This is a genomic window from Dyadobacter sp. CY261 (genome assembly GCF_021440085.1).
Lineage (GTDB): Bacteria > Bacteroidota > Bacteroidia > Cytophagales > Spirosomataceae > Dyadobacter.
In genome coordinates, this window is record NZ_JAKCPW010000008.1 from 307968 (window position 1) to 324661 (window position 16694).

General features: G+C 47.5%; 17 protein-coding genes. 8 read left to right on the plus strand and 9 right to left on the minus strand.

Annotation, left to right across the window (positions count from 1 at the left end):
- Window positions 1-15: 15 nt before the first annotated feature.
- The 5 genes from LZD49_RS35845 to LZD49_RS22735 form a co-directional block, all read right to left on the minus strand.
- Window positions 16-1128, minus strand: a complete 1113-nt coding sequence (locus tag LZD49_RS35845; protein ID WP_310590501.1) for a hypothetical protein — start codon at window positions 1126-1128, stop codon at window positions 16-18.
- A gap of 72 nt (window positions 1129-1200) precedes the next feature.
- Window positions 1201-1575: a diacylglycerol kinase family protein gene (locus LZD49_RS22720; protein ID WP_234669962.1), complete on the minus strand. Its 375-nt coding sequence runs from the start codon at window positions 1573-1575 to the stop codon at window positions 1201-1203.
- Window positions 1550-2230, minus strand: coding sequence for a DUF1361 domain-containing protein (locus LZD49_RS22725; protein ID WP_234669963.1), 681 nt, complete (start codon window positions 2228-2230; stop codon window positions 1550-1552). Before LZD49_RS22725 ends, LZD49_RS22720 begins: the two co-directional genes overlap by 26 nt.
- A 92-nt stretch (window positions 2231-2322) precedes the next feature.
- Window positions 2323-3234, minus strand: coding sequence for an SMP-30/gluconolactonase/LRE family protein (locus LZD49_RS22730; RefSeq protein WP_234669964.1), 912 nt, complete (start codon window positions 3232-3234; stop codon window positions 2323-2325).
- 17 nt (window positions 3235-3251) lie between these two features.
- Window positions 3252-3905 (minus strand): thioredoxin family protein, encoded by a 654-nt coding sequence (locus tag LZD49_RS22735; protein ID WP_234669965.1) that lies wholly within the window; start codon window positions 3903-3905, stop codon window positions 3252-3254.
- Window positions 3906-4255: 350 nt separating this feature from the next.
- Here LZD49_RS22735 and rplU point away from each other — a divergent pair, with 350 nt between their 5' ends.
- The 6 genes from rplU (at window position 4256) to LZD49_RS22765 (ending at window position 9410) form a co-directional block, all read left to right on the plus strand.
- Window positions 4256-4567, plus strand: coding sequence for a 50S ribosomal protein L21 (gene rplU, locus LZD49_RS22740; protein ID WP_015814326.1), 312 nt, complete (start codon window positions 4256-4258; stop codon window positions 4565-4567).
- Between the two features lie 62 nt (window positions 4568-4629).
- Window positions 4630-4908 carry a 50S ribosomal protein L27 gene (gene rpmA, locus LZD49_RS22745; RefSeq protein WP_234669966.1) on the plus strand — a complete coding sequence of 93 codons (279 nt, stop codon included), beginning with the start codon at window positions 4630-4632 and terminating at the stop codon, window positions 4906-4908.
- 162 nt (window positions 4909-5070) lie between these two features.
- Window positions 5071-5667: a NifU family protein gene (locus LZD49_RS22750; RefSeq protein WP_255721122.1), complete on the plus strand. Its 597-nt coding sequence runs from the start codon at window positions 5071-5073 to the stop codon at window positions 5665-5667.
- 80 nt (window positions 5668-5747) lie between these two features.
- Window positions 5748-6863: a hypothetical protein gene (locus LZD49_RS22755; RefSeq protein ID WP_234669968.1), complete on the plus strand. Its 1116-nt coding sequence runs from the start codon at window positions 5748-5750 to the stop codon at window positions 6861-6863.
- 5 nt (window positions 6864-6868) lie between these two features.
- Window positions 6869-7921, plus strand: coding sequence for a ferredoxin--NADP reductase (locus LZD49_RS22760; protein ID WP_234669969.1), 1053 nt, complete (start codon window positions 6869-6871; stop codon window positions 7919-7921).
- A gap of 424 nt (window positions 7922-8345) precedes the next feature.
- A complete protein-coding gene (locus LZD49_RS22765; RefSeq protein ID WP_234669970.1) occupies window positions 8346-9410 on the plus strand; it encodes a LacI family DNA-binding transcriptional regulator in 1065 nt (354 codons plus the stop codon).
- A 10-nt stretch (window positions 9411-9420) separates the two neighbouring features.
- Here the strand turns inward: LZD49_RS22765 and LZD49_RS22770 are convergent, their stop codons facing one another.
- The 3 genes from LZD49_RS22770 to rbfA form a co-directional block, all read right to left on the minus strand.
- Complete coding sequence (locus LZD49_RS22770; protein WP_234669971.1) at window positions 9421-11985, minus strand: M1 family aminopeptidase; 2565 nt, start codon at window positions 11983-11985, stop codon at window positions 9421-9423.
- 108 nt (window positions 11986-12093) lie between these two features.
- Entirely contained in the window at window positions 12094-13320 is a 1227-nt protein-coding gene (locus LZD49_RS22775) for an FtsX-like permease family protein (RefSeq protein ID WP_234669972.1), read from the minus strand.
- A gap of 18 nt (window positions 13321-13338) precedes the next feature.
- Entirely contained in the window at window positions 13339-13722 is a 384-nt protein-coding gene (gene rbfA, locus LZD49_RS22780; RefSeq protein ID WP_234669973.1) for a 30S ribosome-binding factor RbfA, read from the minus strand.
- Window positions 13723-13929: 207 nt separating this feature from the next.
- On the opposite strand from rbfA, the gene LZD49_RS22785 reads away from it, so the two are divergent.
- The gene (locus tag LZD49_RS22785; protein WP_234669974.1) at window positions 13930-15342 is read left to right on the plus strand and encodes a hypothetical protein; all 1413 of its coding nucleotides are present in this window, start codon (window positions 13930-13932) and stop codon (window positions 15340-15342) included.
- Here LZD49_RS22785 and rpiB read toward each other — a convergent pair.
- Window positions 15339-15770: a ribose 5-phosphate isomerase B gene (gene rpiB / locus LZD49_RS22790; RefSeq protein WP_234669975.1), complete on the minus strand. Its 432-nt coding sequence runs from the start codon at window positions 15768-15770 to the stop codon at window positions 15339-15341. The genes LZD49_RS22785 and rpiB overlap by 4 nt on opposite strands.
- Before the next feature lie 129 nt (window positions 15771-15899).
- On the opposite strand from rpiB, the gene LZD49_RS22795 reads away from it, so the two are divergent.
- Window positions 15900-16670 (plus strand): TIGR00730 family Rossman fold protein, encoded by a 771-nt coding sequence (locus LZD49_RS22795; protein WP_234669976.1) that lies wholly within the window; start codon window positions 15900-15902, stop codon window positions 16668-16670.
- The last annotated feature ends 24 nt before the right edge of the window (window positions 16671-16694 follow it).

The following is a 16694-nucleotide window of genomic DNA, read 5'->3' on the forward strand; positions in this document are numbered from 1 at the left end:
CGCGGACGTCGAGTTTTATTGATTGGCTTCCAGAAACAGTATAGCATCGCGGTTGCGGAGCCACACAGCCTGGTCGCGTTGATTATTGGCCCGCATTGTTAGCGCTGACCCCACAATGCCAGTCCCTACTGAAACCCAGAAAAATGTCTTAAGATTATCCCGGTTCCCGGACAATAGCGAGATCACCGATCCCGCCGACCCAGCCAGGGAAATCACCAGCCCAAAAGTCCGGGTACGCCTGGAACTGAGATATAGCCCCAGACCTTCCGGAGAAATCATGAATTCCTTTGTCAATGCTCTGTGACCGGTATAAACGACATTGTTTTTGACAAAACTATTCCCATTTCTTAAATAAATAGTCTCCTTGTCATACCATTTTCTTGCCTTACTGGCGGTACTGTCGCTCGGCAGCCGCACCTGAGCGGAACAAACCGAGCACGTAAGCAGCAAAACGAGCATCCCCGCCACGCCCGATTTCCCCGTCTGCTGTTTTTCCCTTTCATAGCGATTATACATGCTGAGACCGTAAACGATATGCAGAATCCCAAACCCTATCGCCCAGAAAATCAGAGAGTACCCAGTCAAAAAGAGCGCAACACATCCGATGCCAATCTCGGAAACACCCATATAAAATACTTCTGGGTAAGTAAAGCGGCTGGCATTAACCAGCGCCAGGCCATAAAACAGCAACGTCACTGGGAAAACCAGCCAGACGAAGCCGTAATGCAGCATCGCCAGGCAAAATATCCCGCCCGTCGACAAAGGTATCAGCATAGCGACCAGCAATCGCTTGGAGCTGCCGTTCCACACAGAAAGGCCATTTTTGCGGCCTTTACGCACAGTCAAAATGATCCCGACCGCCAGCGATGAGACAAGCACGCAGATGCCATCAACGAGTAAAAATTCTATTACATCTGCGCGGGAGTGCCCGTGGTAAGTGCCCAGTGGCACCAAAATGTCGGCCAGCCAGTCGGTATTGAAGCGAATGTATGCGGCACCGGCCCCGATAAGCGCGAAAATACCCGCAAATACCCCGCTCAAACCGCTAAGGGATAAGAACTTGGACGACCGCTCCATCAGGTTACGGATTTCGTTCAAGGTGTGCAAAGAATCCTGATTCGGGTTCATAGCTGGTTATGTAAATATCGGTCAGAAATTGTCAGATAATCAGTTACAGTCAAATGTGGTAAGAAAGTCCGTCTAAAAAAGAAGGACAATCTTGGGAACGAAAATAATCCCGCCCACGATCACGGCCGATATCGCTAGTAATAACACGCCCGCGGCGGCAGTGTCTTTTACCACTTTAATCACCGGGTGATAATCGGCCGAAACGAGATCGGCCAGTTTTTCGATAGCGGTGTTAAATGCTTCCGCCGCCCACACCAGCGCGATCTGGATAACGATCAGGCACCATTCGGTGGATGATATATTGAAAAACACGCCCGCAATCGCTACCACCACGCAGGCTACCAAATGGATACGGGCATTGTTTTCGTAGCGGAACAAGCTGTAAATCCCGGCACCTGCGTAACGGAAGCTTCGGACGGCTTTAAGAATATCGATGGGTCCGTTCATGTTGTTTCAATTCGGCAAAAATATGGAACGCAAAGTACAACAACATGAGCACGAACGAAAACGTAATGGTGTGTTTGATCGCCAGCGGATCCCTCATGCTATGATAAATGCCCTTCGCGAGCGCGCCGGGCTGGGTAACGATATCCCAGCTGTTCCAACGGCCGTAGCGTCCAAGGAAAATCCCGAAGCCACTCAAAACCATCGACCCCATGATCGCGAGCCAGGCCAGCCGGTCGTTCCAGCGATAAGCGATAATGCGGTGTACAATGCGAATGCTGTAAAGGCCTGTCAAAAAACCGGCTAGCGAGAATGTAAAGATCATCAGCGCGTCGTACCAGATCATGTTTTCAGGAACTCCGCGAAGATGTTTCAAGTCCGTGATAATGTAGGGTGCGTTTGGAAAAAACAGCAGCCAAACCAAAAGATATATCATCAGCAAGCCAAATGGCGCAGGCTTCTGCCTTTCTTTCTCCCAAACCCATTTAATAAACAACAACGGTACCCAAGCCAGAAAAAGATTCCAAACCAGGAAAATAAAATGCCAGCTTTCCAGGGCAATCCTGACTGACAATAATGCCACCGCAGCGGCGGAAATAAACGCGAGGAGCGCAATTTTTAAATTGCACTCCAGATAATCGACCAGTTTTCTCAGCATCTTGCCGTTGTTTAAAGTACTTTGAAATACAAAGTTAATACAAAGCAATTTGAAACTGCAATACCTGATTGTCGATTTAATTAAAAATACGGTTACTTTTTGCTGTTTGCTGCGAATGCCTTCATCATCGCCCATTCACGGCCTGCGGTTTTGGCCTTGAAGGTTTCGAGGCAACCCCGGTCCTGTAAAGTGACGTAGCACGTTTTGCCATTTTTGCCTCCGAAGCAAATATTGGAGACTTTCTTCCCGATTGTTTGAATAGTATGAATCACTTTTCCTTCGGGCGATAGGACAGCGACCTCCCCTTTTCCGTGACGGGCAATGTAGAGATTACCGTGTACGTCGCAGCGCATTCCATCCATACCGCCATCTTCGAAATGGTAAAGCAATTTTTTGTTGGTCAATGTGCCGTCAGGTGCCAGGTCGAACGCCCACACATTGCGCTGTACACTTTCATTTACATACAACTTCTTTTCGTCGGGGCTTACGTCGATACCGTTGGTTGTGCCCATGTTTCCAAAGGCAAGGTTTACTTTTCCTTCGGGCGTAATGTGCCAGATTTGGCCTGTACCGTCTTTCCAGTTGGGATCGGAAGCAAATATATGGCCTGACGTGGTTACGGCCAGGTCGTTGGGCTGATTCATTTTGGGTTCATTCGCAAAAACGGATACGTCTTTGGTGACCATATCCACTTTCAAAATGTTATGTCCGGTAAAATCGGCCACGTAAAAAGTGTTTTTATCCACGAAACGGATGCCATTACCTGTGCTGCCTTTTGGCAAAGTCACGAAAAAGCCCGCATTGCCCTTTTTGCTGATCTGCGCGATTGTACCGTCACGGGCGAAATTTACGGCATAAACGTTACCGTCTTCATCCACAGCGGGACCTTCGCAATTGCTGGTGAATTCACCCTCATTGGAAAATTTTTTGCTTTTAATCTGAGCGCGGCTTAGCTCCGGCAATAACAGGGCAATGGCGAGAAATACAGTAAAAAATCTGGTCATAGGGTTATTTCTTCAAATCACTGATTTTTCCACTTAATGGCACAGCCAACGGGTTTGGTGATGGTGGTAACCACAGGTTTACCGCTTGCTAGATTGGAAACAGCTTCGTCTACATATAACTTTGTTACGCCGCCGGCATCCTGTGGGTTATCGTCGATCATTCCTGTGTATCTGACCGTAAATTGAGCACCACTTTTTTGCAGCACAAATACCTGCGGTGTCCGGCCGGCCCCAAAAGCACGGGCTATTTGCTGCGCGTCGTCGACAAGATACGGATAACCGTAACGCTTGGCTGCGGCACGCTCCTTCATTTTCTCAAATGTATCGTCCTGGTGCGTCCCGGGATCGCTGGGATTGATAGCAATAACAGGAAAGCCTTGTCCGATAAACTTGTTATTCAACGCAATGATACGGTCCTCGTAAGCCTTTGCAAACGGACAATGGTTGCTGGTAAAAATCACGATTACACCTTTTGAACTGACGAAATCCGAGAGCGAAACCATATTTCCGTCAGTGTTCTTCAAGCGGAAATTCGATACGACATCACCCACCTGGTATCCCGACTGGCCCTGTACGCTTCCTTCACGGACGACAATCCCTGCCATTGTAATGTGCCTCAATAGCGAAAAGCACAAAACCACCGATACCCACAAAATAACTTTTATCTTCATATTTTCTAAATCTCCTTCCCTAAGACCCTTTTGGGGGGTAAAAGTTAAAAGCGTAACCTGTTAAATTTTGTTAAGTCCGCTTATCACGCTCTGTCCATAAACGTTGGAGTTTCCCGTAACCATATAAAGGTAAGTTTTTGAAAATCTTTTACCACATCGGACACATATAATTATAAATTGTACAAGTCGCTTACAGGACAATCGAATATGAGGCTTCCCTCGCTTCTCTGATTAACGGTTGCGAGATATTAAAAAAACTGGAATATTCCACCTAATGCATTGTGATTCTGCCACTCACTCTTTATCTTTGCACCTCAAATTTTGAATCCAGTTTAATATCAATTATTAACATGTACGCAATCGTAGAAATCGCAGGTCAGCAATTTAAAGTTGAAAAGGGTCGCGAAATCTTCACGCATAGGCTTGAAGGTGACGTGAACGCTGCACTTGTATTTGACAAAGTCCTTCTCGTTGATAACGGAGGCACAGTACAGGTAGGTCTTCCGACAGTAGCAGGTGCTTCTGTAAAAGCAACTGTTCTTGAACACCTTAAAGGTGAAAAAGTGATCGTCTTCAAAAAGAAGCGCCGCAAAGGATACCGTGTTAAAAACGGTCACCGTCAGTATCTGACCAAGATTAGCATCGACGAAATCGTTGCTTAATGCATTGGCGGAAGCCAAAACCAGTTTAAACAGGAAATTACAACTCATTAGTATAAGATATCATGGCACATAAGAAAGGTGTAGGTAGCTCGAGAAACGGACGTGAATCAGAAAGCAAGCGTCTCGGTGTAAAATTATTCGGTGGCCAATTGGCAAAAGCAGGTAATATCCTGGTGCGTCAGCGTGGAACCAAGCACAATCCAGGTAAAAACGTTGGTATCGGTCGTGACCACACCTTGTTCGCATTGGTTGATGGTAATGTAGTGTTCCGTAAGACCCGTGAAAACAGATCTTACGTTCACATCGAACCGATCACGGTTGAGGCAACTGCGGAAGCGTAATACAGCACGCTCATCGCAATCTTCTAGAAAGATAAAAAGACCCGTCAGGCACCAGTTTGACGGGTTTTTTATTGGTTAATGTGTGCGCCTTCAAACCAAAAGCCCGCATTCGGTGTTTCTTAAACCGGAAAGCTGTTTTACCCCATCATTATCGACCATCCAATGTTGTCACGACCCATTTTTGTATATACCGAATTGAGCCCCAACCCTAACTCGATGAAGTTCGTCCTGAATTTCGAGTTGGTACCCGACGGGCTTTCATTCGATTACCCTTCACTGGAATCCGCGCTGGAAGAAGGCAAAGTATCGCCGCTCGCCGCCGATCTTTTCCAGTTTCCACACGTGAAGCGCGTATTCATCGCCAGCAACTTCATTACCATCACCAAAGACGATGTAGTTGCCTGGGAAGAGGTTCTGAGGGACACGAAGCAATTTATTAAGATTTATTTCGAAGAAAACCACCCGGTATTCGAGCAAAAGACGATTGATAATAACACATTGATTGTCGATTCGAGGGATTCGGATGCGGTGCAGAAAATCAAGGCTGCATTGGATCAATATGTAAGGCCTGCCGTTGAATCCGATGGCGGAGCGATCAACTTTCATTCTTTCGATGAAGGCTCGGGGGTGGTGAAGGTGCTTTTGCAAGGTTCTTGCAGCGGCTGCCCGTCGTCTACCCTGACGTTGAAAGCTGGTATCGAAAACCTGCTCACCCGCATGGTACCCGATGTGAAAGAAGTCGTAGCCGAAGGCGTTTGACACAAAACATATATATTGGAAAACCCTGTCGTACAACCGGCAGGGTTTCTTTTTTTAATGCGTTTTGTTAGTTTCGGCGCATGAACGCACCGCTGGAAATATTGATAAGTCGCATTCAGGCATTACAATCGACCGGCAATGCGCTATTTCCGAAAGGGTTGTTCCCGGCACAGCGCTCAAATTCAATAATTGGTTACCAGCGACCAGACACGACGATGTTCTTTTCGGCCATCATCGCATTCACCCTTCAGTCAGTCCGGAAATATGTCAGCCCCACGAGCCAGCAACAGATAGACGCGATTCACGATCTCGTCACGGCTAATTACCCTGATTTTCAAAATAAGGATGGTTTGAAGACTTACAATTTTTGGAAAACAAAACCTTCGCGCCATTTCCCGAACGGCCGCTGGTTCCACCGCTTTGAGCATTTCCGCATTCCGGATGACATCGATGATACTGCCTTTGCCTATTTAACCACCAGTCCAACAGAAGAAGAGCTGCTTTGGTTAAAAGAAAAGCTATCGCTCCATGCCAATGGCACTAAGCTGTGGATCAGGAATACGTATCCCGAATACAAGCCATTGGTTGCATACTCCACGTGGTTTGGTAAAAACATGTATGTGGAATTCGACGTGAGCGTGCTGAGCAACATGCTGTACTGTATTCTGCATTACAAGATGCCGCTGAATGCGCACGACGAAGCCAGTTTTGAATATATTCGTTCTGTCATTGAAACAAGAAGGTACATTCATGCCCCTTTTCGGTGTGCCCATCAGTATCCGCGCACCCCGCTGATCATTTACCACGTCACACGGCTCATTACAGCGTTCGACCCACCCGCATTGCGATCGGTAAAAGATCAGTTGATCGGCGATACCGTGAACCTGCTCAAAATCACCCGAAACAAAATGGACAGGGTTTTGCTTGCGACTTCGCTCCTGCGTTTTGGCCTGCAAAAAACAGAGCGCATAACGGTTGAAACATTTTCTGAAAAGGATTTCAAAGGCTTTTACTTCTTTATCGCCGGACTCCTTACTGCCTACGAAAATCCATTGCTTTACAGGCTGTCGGGCAGTCCGCTGGCACATATGCATTGGACCTGCGAGGCGCATTGCTGGACGCTCCTGGCGGAATATGAAGTACTTTGGAACCAGCAACAGCCGATTGGCGCTTTACCATTATCCAATCCGAGTTAGGCGACATGGCAGACCATACGATAGCATTAAGGCTCCGCGAGATCATCCGCGAAATTGATGATACCAAAACCTTCATTTTCGAAACCCTTGACGGAAGCGTGCTGAACTACAAGGCCGGCCAATTCCTCACCTTTCTGATCGACATACATGGCCACGAGGTGCGGCGCTCTTACTCCATGAGTTCGGCACCGGATGTGGACGCCTTTCCCGCCATCACCGTTAAAAGAGTTCCTAATGGCGAAATCTCACGTTTCTGGATTGATATAGTCAAAACAGGCGACACCTTCCGCGTACTCGCGCCATCGGGCAGGTTTATACTTGAAACGGAAGATACCGGCACACGCGACATCGTGCTCATTGGCGCGGGAAGCGGTATTACCCCGCTTTATTCATTATTAAAACAAACCCTTACCCAGGAAAAGGAAAGCCAGGTAACACTCATTTACGCGAGCCGGAATCTGCACAACACGATTTTTTGGCACGAAATTATCGAATGGCAGGCGCGCTTTCCCGAACGGCTGCACGTGATCAATATCCATAGCCAGCCCACAGAAGATTGGACCGGCATTCAGGGCCGTATCAATAATACACGACTGGAACAGCTCGTGGAAAAATCCATCCGTTTCAAGCGGGAAGATGCCCGTTTCTTCATCTGCGGGCCGTTTGAACTAATGCGTTCAGCCGGGATCACCTTGCATTTCATGGGCTTTTCGACAGAGCAAATACGAAAAGAAAATTTCGTAATACCGTCACCACCGCCTCCACCACCGGTCTCTAACCCGCACCACATTAACCTTCATTTCCATGGAACCGCTTACGACCTGCTTGTTCCCGCACATTCCACGGTACTCGATGCCGCACTGGCCGAAGGCGTTCAACTGCCTTACAGCTGCAAAGGCGGGCGCTGTTCATCGTGCGCGGCCGTGTGCACACAAGGGAAAGTACACATGAGCGTGAACGAAGTCCTCACCGACCGCGACCTCGCCGAGGGTTGGATACTGACCTGTTCATCCTATGTCGACAACGATGATGTGGTGATTGAATTCAGGCAGGAATAGAAACAAAGAAGCGTACAGACCAGGCCGTACGCTTCATTAAGGTTTAGGATTAGAGGAATTTCAATGAATGAATTCCTGAAAAGGTTAAAAGTTAGGAATATTAAAGAATAAAATTTTCTTTCTTATCTTATTTACAAAATTAGTTGTCAAAACGGATTTTCCTAACAAAATTTAGAAAAGTGTTCGAACACGCATTCTAAAACACACACCGGGCTCGTACACGATAGTTGCTGCGAATAGTGATTTTTGGTCAGGTAAAACTAATGGCCATTCCTCGAAATCTCAAATTTATTATAAAAAAAATTTGAAAAATTTTGTAACACATAGTAGCCATCTACTAGAAAACCACTATTTGACCCATACTCGTAAATACTTGTTAGATTTGTTGATCAATACCGAAAAAATTCCTGAATTATAGTCGAGTGTGAAAAAGAAAATTATCAGAATCAAAGATATAGCGGAAAAGGCGCAAACCTCCAAAGGCACAGTTGATCGCGTTTTGCATAACAGGGGTAGGGTTGCCGACGACGTTCGCGAGCGGATCCTGGCCATCATCAAAGAGCTGAACTACGAGCCTAACCTCATAGCACAATCCCTGAAATCTCAACGCGCCTTCAATTTCGCTGCCCTCATCCCCGATCCTAACCTCGACCCTTATTGGGAAGCACCGCATAACGGGCTGGAAAAAGCAGAAAAAGAACTCCGGCAATACGGTGTGCATATCTCCAAATTCATATTCAATTCACACTCGGACACTTCTTTCATAGCCAAGGCAAAAGAAGTTACCCGCGACCATCCCGACGGCCTCCTCATCGCGCCGATCTTTTACAAGGAAGCATTACCGTTTTTTAAGGAATGGGCGGATATGGACATTCCTTATGTGCTCTTCAACACCCAGATCGAACAGGTCCGGCCTCTGTGTTATATCGGTCAGGATTCGTACCGAAGTGGGTCGCTGGTGGCTAAAATCCTGCGTTTCGGCCTGCATTCGCCGGGTACGGTGCTGGTAGCGCATGTGAATGAGGATATCTCCAACTCGGCGCATTTGATCACCAAGGAAGAAGGCTTTCGCGATTATTTCAAACGCGAGAAACTTGATGATACATTTAAAGTGATCAGCAGCGAAATCAATTTCCCTGAGGAAGAAGGACTCGACAAGCAGCTCGACCAAATCAGGAAACAATATCCCGACCTTGGGGCGGTGTATGTCACTAATTCAAAGGCTTTTGAGGTAGCGGCCTATCTTGAAAAGAATGCATTGACGGATATTAAGCTAGTCGGCTATGACCTGATCGAACATAATCAGCATTACCTCAACAATGGCATTATCGACTTCCTGATCAACCAGAACCCGCTCGGCCAGGGTTACTGGGGCATTCATCAGTTAGCAAACCATTTAATCTTTAAAAAGGAGATCCCCGCCATCAAGTTTCTGCCGCTTGATATCATCACCAAAGAAAACCTCGATTACTATCTTGATCCGCAGTAAGGGGTCGGGTTTACAAATCGCCGAACTGGCTGTACATTTCTTTGAGCTTAGGCTCTGTTTCTTTAGCGCGGATGTCCTTGCGGAGCGCGCTAACGCCTTGAATGTCGGTTAGAAGACCCAGCGCCTGGAATGCACCGAAACGTACGAAATAGGAAGGATTGTCGCGCGCAAGCCCTTCGAGGATCGGAATGCTTTTGCGCTGGATATCTTGCTTGGATTTGATGAGGTATTTACCAAATACTTGCAGGAAATTGTATTTCTCTGTCGGCTTCATCGCCTTCATTTTCGTAAGGAACCAATCGAAGCGCTCGGGCTGAGCCAAGCCCGCATAATAGTTACCAACCGATGTAACGATGGCGTCGTTAGGCGAGTTCTCAAACTGCGCTGCAACCTCGGCGGCATCGTTGGGTTGGCTCATCAGGTATTTTTCAATGGCGACGGAGGCAACCAGATATGAACTATCTGTCAGCGAGGCTTTGAAAATCGGGTCGCTGTTATTATCTCCAAATGAAGCCAGGGTAATGATCGCTTCCGAGCGCACTTGCGGATGCGGGTCGGCCTGGGCGCGATTTTGGATCACTTTTTCAATATCGGCAAAACCTTCTCCTGCATATTCGGCAAAGTTGCTGATCGCCATTTGGCGGAGTTTCCAGAAAGGATCGTCCATAGCCTTCACGAGGATTTTCCTGGCAGTGGTATCGGTCAAAGCACCTTCCAGTGACGATAATGCCTCATATTTGTGCAGGAAACGATCGGAGTGTAAGTATTGAAATTCCATCTCCGGTCTGTTCTTCTCATGCTCGACTACTCCGAGCAACTGCGCGTCTGAGTCGAAAACTACCAGATCAGGCTTTTTAGCGGCAGGAAATTCGAGCGTCTGGTTCGATTTATCCACGACAACTTCGTACTGACTCTTTTTGCCGGCAACCCACACATCGACTTTTACCGGCAAACGGTAGATCGTCGTAGCAGTAGTATCCTGCGTCTGCTTGATTTTCAATCGCACCTTTCCTTGCTGGGCTGCGTATTGCTGCTCGACTTTTAAGATCGGATGGCCTGGCCTATGGAACCACTGGTCAAAAAACCAGTTCAGGTCCTGGCCTGTGACCTTTTCGAAAGAAACCCTAAGATCATCGATTTCCGCTGTACCGAATGCATGCGATTTGAGATATTGCTGCAAGGCCGTGAAGAATGCATCGTCCCCTACCAGCGAGCGCAGCATATGCAGTATCCGTCCGCCCTTCGCGTACGAATGACTATCGAACATATTCTCGCGGTCTTTGTAAAAGTAGCGGATCATCGGAACCTGCTTCGTTTCCGACTCTACCAGGTATTGTTTCATTTCCTGCAAATTACCCCAATCGGCCTCAAACTTCCCGTCGTTATATTCACTCCAAAGGTACTCTGAATAGTTTGCAAATGACTCATTTAAAGGCAATTGTCCCCATTCCTCACAGGTAACATAATCACCAAACCATTGATGGGCCAGTTCATGAGCGATCACGGCATCGGAATTACCGTCCACGAGCGAACGGGCGTCGTTTTGCACGCCTTCCTCATGCACGGTGGCAGTGGTATTCTCCATCGCCCCGGCCACGAAATCCCTGACCGCGATCTGCGCATATTTTTCCCACGGGAACGCGACACCGAAAATATTGGTAAAAAACCCGATCATTTCAGGCGTGCGACCGAAAATGGCATGTGCATCGGCACCGTATTTAGGTTCAACGTAATAGCTCAGTTCCAAACCATTGGGCATCATGTCCTTCGCCACGGCAAAATCACCGACGGCTATCATCACCAGATAAGGTGCATGTGGTAAAGTCTGCTTCCAATGATCGATACGCGTTCCTTTCTTTCCTTCCTCCTGCTTTACCAGCAACCCGTTAGACAGCGTCTTGTAGGTGCTATCGACCGTAATGTAAATGTCCTGTGTGAACTTTTGATTCGGCGCATCGATCGTCGGAAACCAGCAGGAACTACCCTCCGTTTCACCCTGCGTCCATAACTGGCGCGGCTTACCTTCGTCCAGACCGTCGGCATTAATGAAATAAAGGCCTTTGTCCGAAGCACTGTCGTCTTCCTTGCCGCGCGGAACGTCATTTGGCTTGGCTATGTAGTCGATTTTGATAAAAAGCGTATCCTTTCTCGTGTATTCCGCTCCCAGTTTGACTGTCAGCTTTCGTTTATCATAAGTAAATTCAAGCTTTTTCTTGATTTTCGAGCTAATCTCGTCGGTGGTAAGGTCGCCATACTCTCCTGTGGTATCTAACAATGAAATGCCTTTAATTTCAAAACCTTTGGCATCCAGCTCGAGTGTACTTTGCGAGTAAAAATGGGGTTTGAATTTCAATATAGCCGAACCTGGCAGCTGCTGTTTCACCCAGTCGGGCTGCACATCAAGGCGCGTATATAAAATGTCATGCTTGCGGGGCTTTTCAGGGCGATATGGCCCTTGGGGTGTAACGGCTCCGGGATTTCTTCTATAAAGTGTGTCGGCCGCCAGGTCAGCAGACGCCGGAGTTGTTATTGCGAGAGAAAGTATTCCAAAAAATGCAACGATTAATCGGCTCAAAAAAGGTCTTTTATTATCACCGGTCATATCCGCTTTTTGATTGATTGCTAGGAAGTAAGTCAATGTAAATAAGTTGATAAACGATTATTTGTTGTCTTTGTGCAGCCGTCAAACCCTGAGCGGCAAACCTGCTTCTGCTGCCCTTCTGGCCGGAATGTATGAAACAACCATAGTCACCATAACGACAATAATGCCCGTGTAGAATATATCTTCCCAAATTAATTTCACGGGATAGGCATCCACCAGCGAGGTGGCCATACCCATGGAAACGAGCCCGTACGTCATTTGTAGCCAGCAAATTGCCATACCGCCCAAAAGTCCTGCGATGGCACCGGTAAAAGCCACGATCGCTCCTTCGGCCATAAAGATCCTCCGGATCAGCGACTGCGTTGCACCCATGGCGTAAAGCATCGACACATCGTTCTTCTTCTCGATCGCTAACATACTGAGTGAGAAAAAGATATTGATTGCAGCTACTAAAATAATCAGTGAAAGGGTGACTGCCACAAAAAGCTTTTCCATTTTTATTGCCCGTAACAAATCCGCGTTCAGCGAGTCCCGGTCCTTTACAACAAATGCTTTGCCTATTTTCGCGCTCAGTCCCTCACTCACGTCCTTCTCGGCATAGCCTGGTTTGACATATACTTCCAAACTCGACCGCTCGCCGCGATAACCCATCAGGCTTTCTACCTGTTTGATTGGTGCTATGATGTAATCGTCATAGCGGTTTTCAATAAAAAAAATACCACCAGGACGTAAATTCACCTGATTGAATGCCTCAGGGGAGGTCAGATTGAGCGTCTTGGAGCTTGTGCGGGGATAGAGCAGTTCAAGCGGTGTAAATATGTCTTCCAGGGAAATAGACAATGCATTCCGAATCCCTTCCGCAATAACGGCGTATGGTGTGCCATTAGGACCAATAAGTTGCATTGAGCCCTCGATCATAGCAGTATCCAGTTGCCCCTGCTGCCCGAATGTGCTGTCGACGCCTTTGAGCCGGATGATCGTCTGCTGGTTGCCATATCTGGCCAATGCATTATCCTCTATCACCTGCGAGACCAGTTTTACGCCATCCACCGCTTTCAATTCATTCAACAGACCGGGCGTCACCTTGAACCGCTTGCCTTCGGCAGCAATAATCCGGATATCCGAATCGAACGTCTTGAAAATCTTTCGGTTAAGATCCTCCATTCCATTAAACACGGACAATACTACCACCATCGCCATCGTCCCGACCGCCACGCCCGCCATAGCGATACGTGCGATCAGACTAATAAAACTCCTTTTATTGCGTGAAAAAAAGTAGCGAATGGCAATCCGGTAGGAAATATCCATAATGGCTGGAACTTGAAATCAGTGTGTGTCTTCCTCGTCTTCCGGCTGTGCAGGAGGGATCACCAGGTCTGCGAACAACTGATCCATTTTAGCGGCGTATTCTGCTGTATCGTCAATGTAAAATTGGAGATGCGGAACAATCCTCAACTGATGACGGACGCGCTCGGCAAGCTTCTGGCGGATGAAACGGGTGTTTTCGCGGATCGTTTCCAAATGTATCGTCTTGTTTCTATCCGGCAGAAAGCTCAGGTATGCCCTGGCAATACTAAGGTCGGGGGTTACCCGCACGGCAGTAATAGTCACAAAAAAACCGCTGGTCAGATGTTGTGCATCCTTTTGAAAAATTTCGCCCAGGTCCTTCTGTATTTGTCTGCCTACTTTTTGTTGTCTTTTCGATTCCATTATAATGAATGTTAAATGGAGGGATTTTGCCGGTACTGACCGCACATCCTGGTTCGCCAGTTAGGATGATGTAAACTTACGTCTCCTAAATCATTCCCTCGCTCCTTTCAATAAACACAAATATCCGTACTTATTTTGTTTTTGTAGAACCCGGCATTGTAATTTCGTGAAACTTATTTCCCGTCAGAGACTTAATCCACCTGCTGCTTGCTTAGTTTTTTTCGCGTCAACGCACGGTACCAGACCATCAGTTTAGTAGTATTCTTCCTGCTGCTCCGCCTTCCCTTCTTTCTAGGTGGTGCGCCGCTGTTGATACCCGAGCTGAGCTGGATGCTGGTAGGCGAGCAAATGGGTCGCGGATTTATGCTCTACCGCGATGTATGGGACAATGTAAGTCCTTTTTCAGGACTTACATACTGGCTTATCGACAGCCTTTTCGGCCGGGAGCAATGGGTGTACCAGCTTGCGGCAATGGGTATTTCGCTGATCCAGATCCTGTATTTCAATTACGTGATCCACTCCCGCGATGTTTTCCCTGAACGTACCTACCTGCCGGGTGCCCTGTACGCACTGTTTCTGAACATTTCCTTCGACATGGGTACGTTATCACCCATGCTCATCGCGAATACATTCCTGCTTTTTGCATTCGGTTCTATCGTGAAAATGCTCGTCAGAAGAGAAGTAACGACGCAAGTATTCGAGCTGGGAATGTACATTGGTATAGCGACGCTCTTTTATCTCCCTGCATCGCTGTTTATGATCTGGGCGTTCCTGGCGTTGCTGTTCTACACCGGCTCCACTTTCCGCCACCATTTGCTGACGCTGTTTGGCTCTGTTTTCCCCCTGATGATGGTCGTCCTGTTCTTTTATCTCAACAATGGAATGGAGAGCCTTAACAGGAATCTGTTGACTTCAGTATTTCAGGTAAAACAATATAATCTTAACGATTTCTCGTCTCTACTCGCATCGCTCCTGCTCCCGCTGGGCTTCGGCGTGATGGGATTTATGCGCATTTTCACCACGTTGCGTTTCGTAAACTACCAGACCCGCATTCAGCAGGTAATGGCATTATGGTTCATCGCGGCGGTAGTCACGATCCCGTTGATGCAGTTCCTTGCGCCAATGCAGTTTGTTATTTTCGTCCCACCCGCAGCATTCTTCGCCACGCATTACTTTCAAAGTTTCAAAAAGAATAGCTGGGCAGACGAGTTACAGTTCACTCTTATGGGCGCGATGATCGTATTGATCCAATACCAGGGATTGAGGGGCGTGCTCCCGGGTGTTTCAATGGGTAAATTGGAAAACCTGCGGGCCAAACCAGCCAATCTGCCGGAACAGATCCGGAACAAGCGCATTCTCGTCCTCGGGCAGCATTCAGGGGAGTATATCAACAATTTCACTGCCACGCCTTACCTCAACTGGGAACTGGCAAGCTACGATGTGCAAAACCTCGACAATTTCGACAGCGTTATCCACGTCTACAACAATTTCAGGAAAGACCCCCCCGAATACGTCATCGACAAGGTGAATATCATGCCGAAACTCCTGAACCGCGTTCCGGCATTGAAAAAGCAATATATCCAGAGCCCCTGGAAAGGTATTTATCAGCGCGTTTACTAGCAGGAAATTTTATCAACACGGGTCTGGTGCCGACCGCCTTCGAATTCGGTACTCAAAAATACTTCCAGTCCTGCCAATGCCGTTTCCAGCTCGATGAATCGGACAGGAAAACAAATCACGTTTGCATCGTTGTGCTGACGGGCTAATGGGGCGAGCGGAACATCCCATACAAGCGCTGCACGCACACCCTGATGCTTGTTGGCAGTTATGCACACGCCCTGGCCGCTTCCGCAAAGCAACACGCCCTTTTCGAACTCCTTGCTTTCCACACCGCTTGCTACCGGATGCGCAAAATCCGCGTAATCCGCAGAGTCAGCACTATATGTTCCGAAATCCTTCACCTCGAAACCGTTAGTAGTAAGCCAGTCGATAATGGGTTGCTTGTAGGGGAAACCAGCGTGATCGGAGCCGATAGCAATTTTTCTCATTACTTTTTTGTTATTTACAACCCACCGTCTTGTGTATTCACGGCGGACATGGTGAAAAGTTTTTATTCTTGGTGATAATGGGCGCAAAGTTACCATTATCCTTATCAACAACTCAATGGATTTCTAAATATGAGTGATGAAGTAAGACCTACAAACGGAGAATTAATTGATGTTTCCCTTCTCAACCCCGCGGTTCCCGAAGATGAGAAAAGGATCAAAGAGGCGTTTGAAGACCGCAACTGGAACGAAATCAAGAGTGCCGACTCATGGGTTGTATTCAAGGTAATGGCTGAATTTGTGGAAGGATTTGATAAACTGGCTAAAATCGGCCCGTGCGTTTCTATCTTCGGTTCTGCACGTACTTTACCTGATAATCCCTACTATAAAACCGCTGAAGACATCGCCGCCAAACTCGTACGTCACGGCTACGGTGTAATTACCGGTGGCGGACCAGGCATCATGGAGGCTGGTAACAAAGGTGCATTTGAACAAGGCGGTAAGTCTGTCGGATTGAATATCAAATTGCCATTCGAACAGCATAGCAACATTTATATTGATCATGACAAGAGCATCAATTTCGATTTCTTTTTCGTGCGAAAAGTCATGTTTGTCAAATATTCGCAGGGTTTCATTGTCATGCCCGGCGGCTTCGGCACACTCGACGAGCTTTTTGAAGCGATGACGCTTATACAGACCAAAAAAATCGGTCGTTTTCCGATCGTGCTCGTTGGTAGCGCGTATTGGTCCGGCCTGCTCGAATGGATCAAAGGCACCATGCTGACCGAGCATAACATCAATCCCGAAGATCTCAAATTGATCAGCATTGTGGACACGCCCGACGAAGCGGTAAGGGTGATCGATACATTCTATTCGAAATACCTGCTGAAGCCCAACTTCTAGCATCGAAAGCTTTCTCCGAACAGG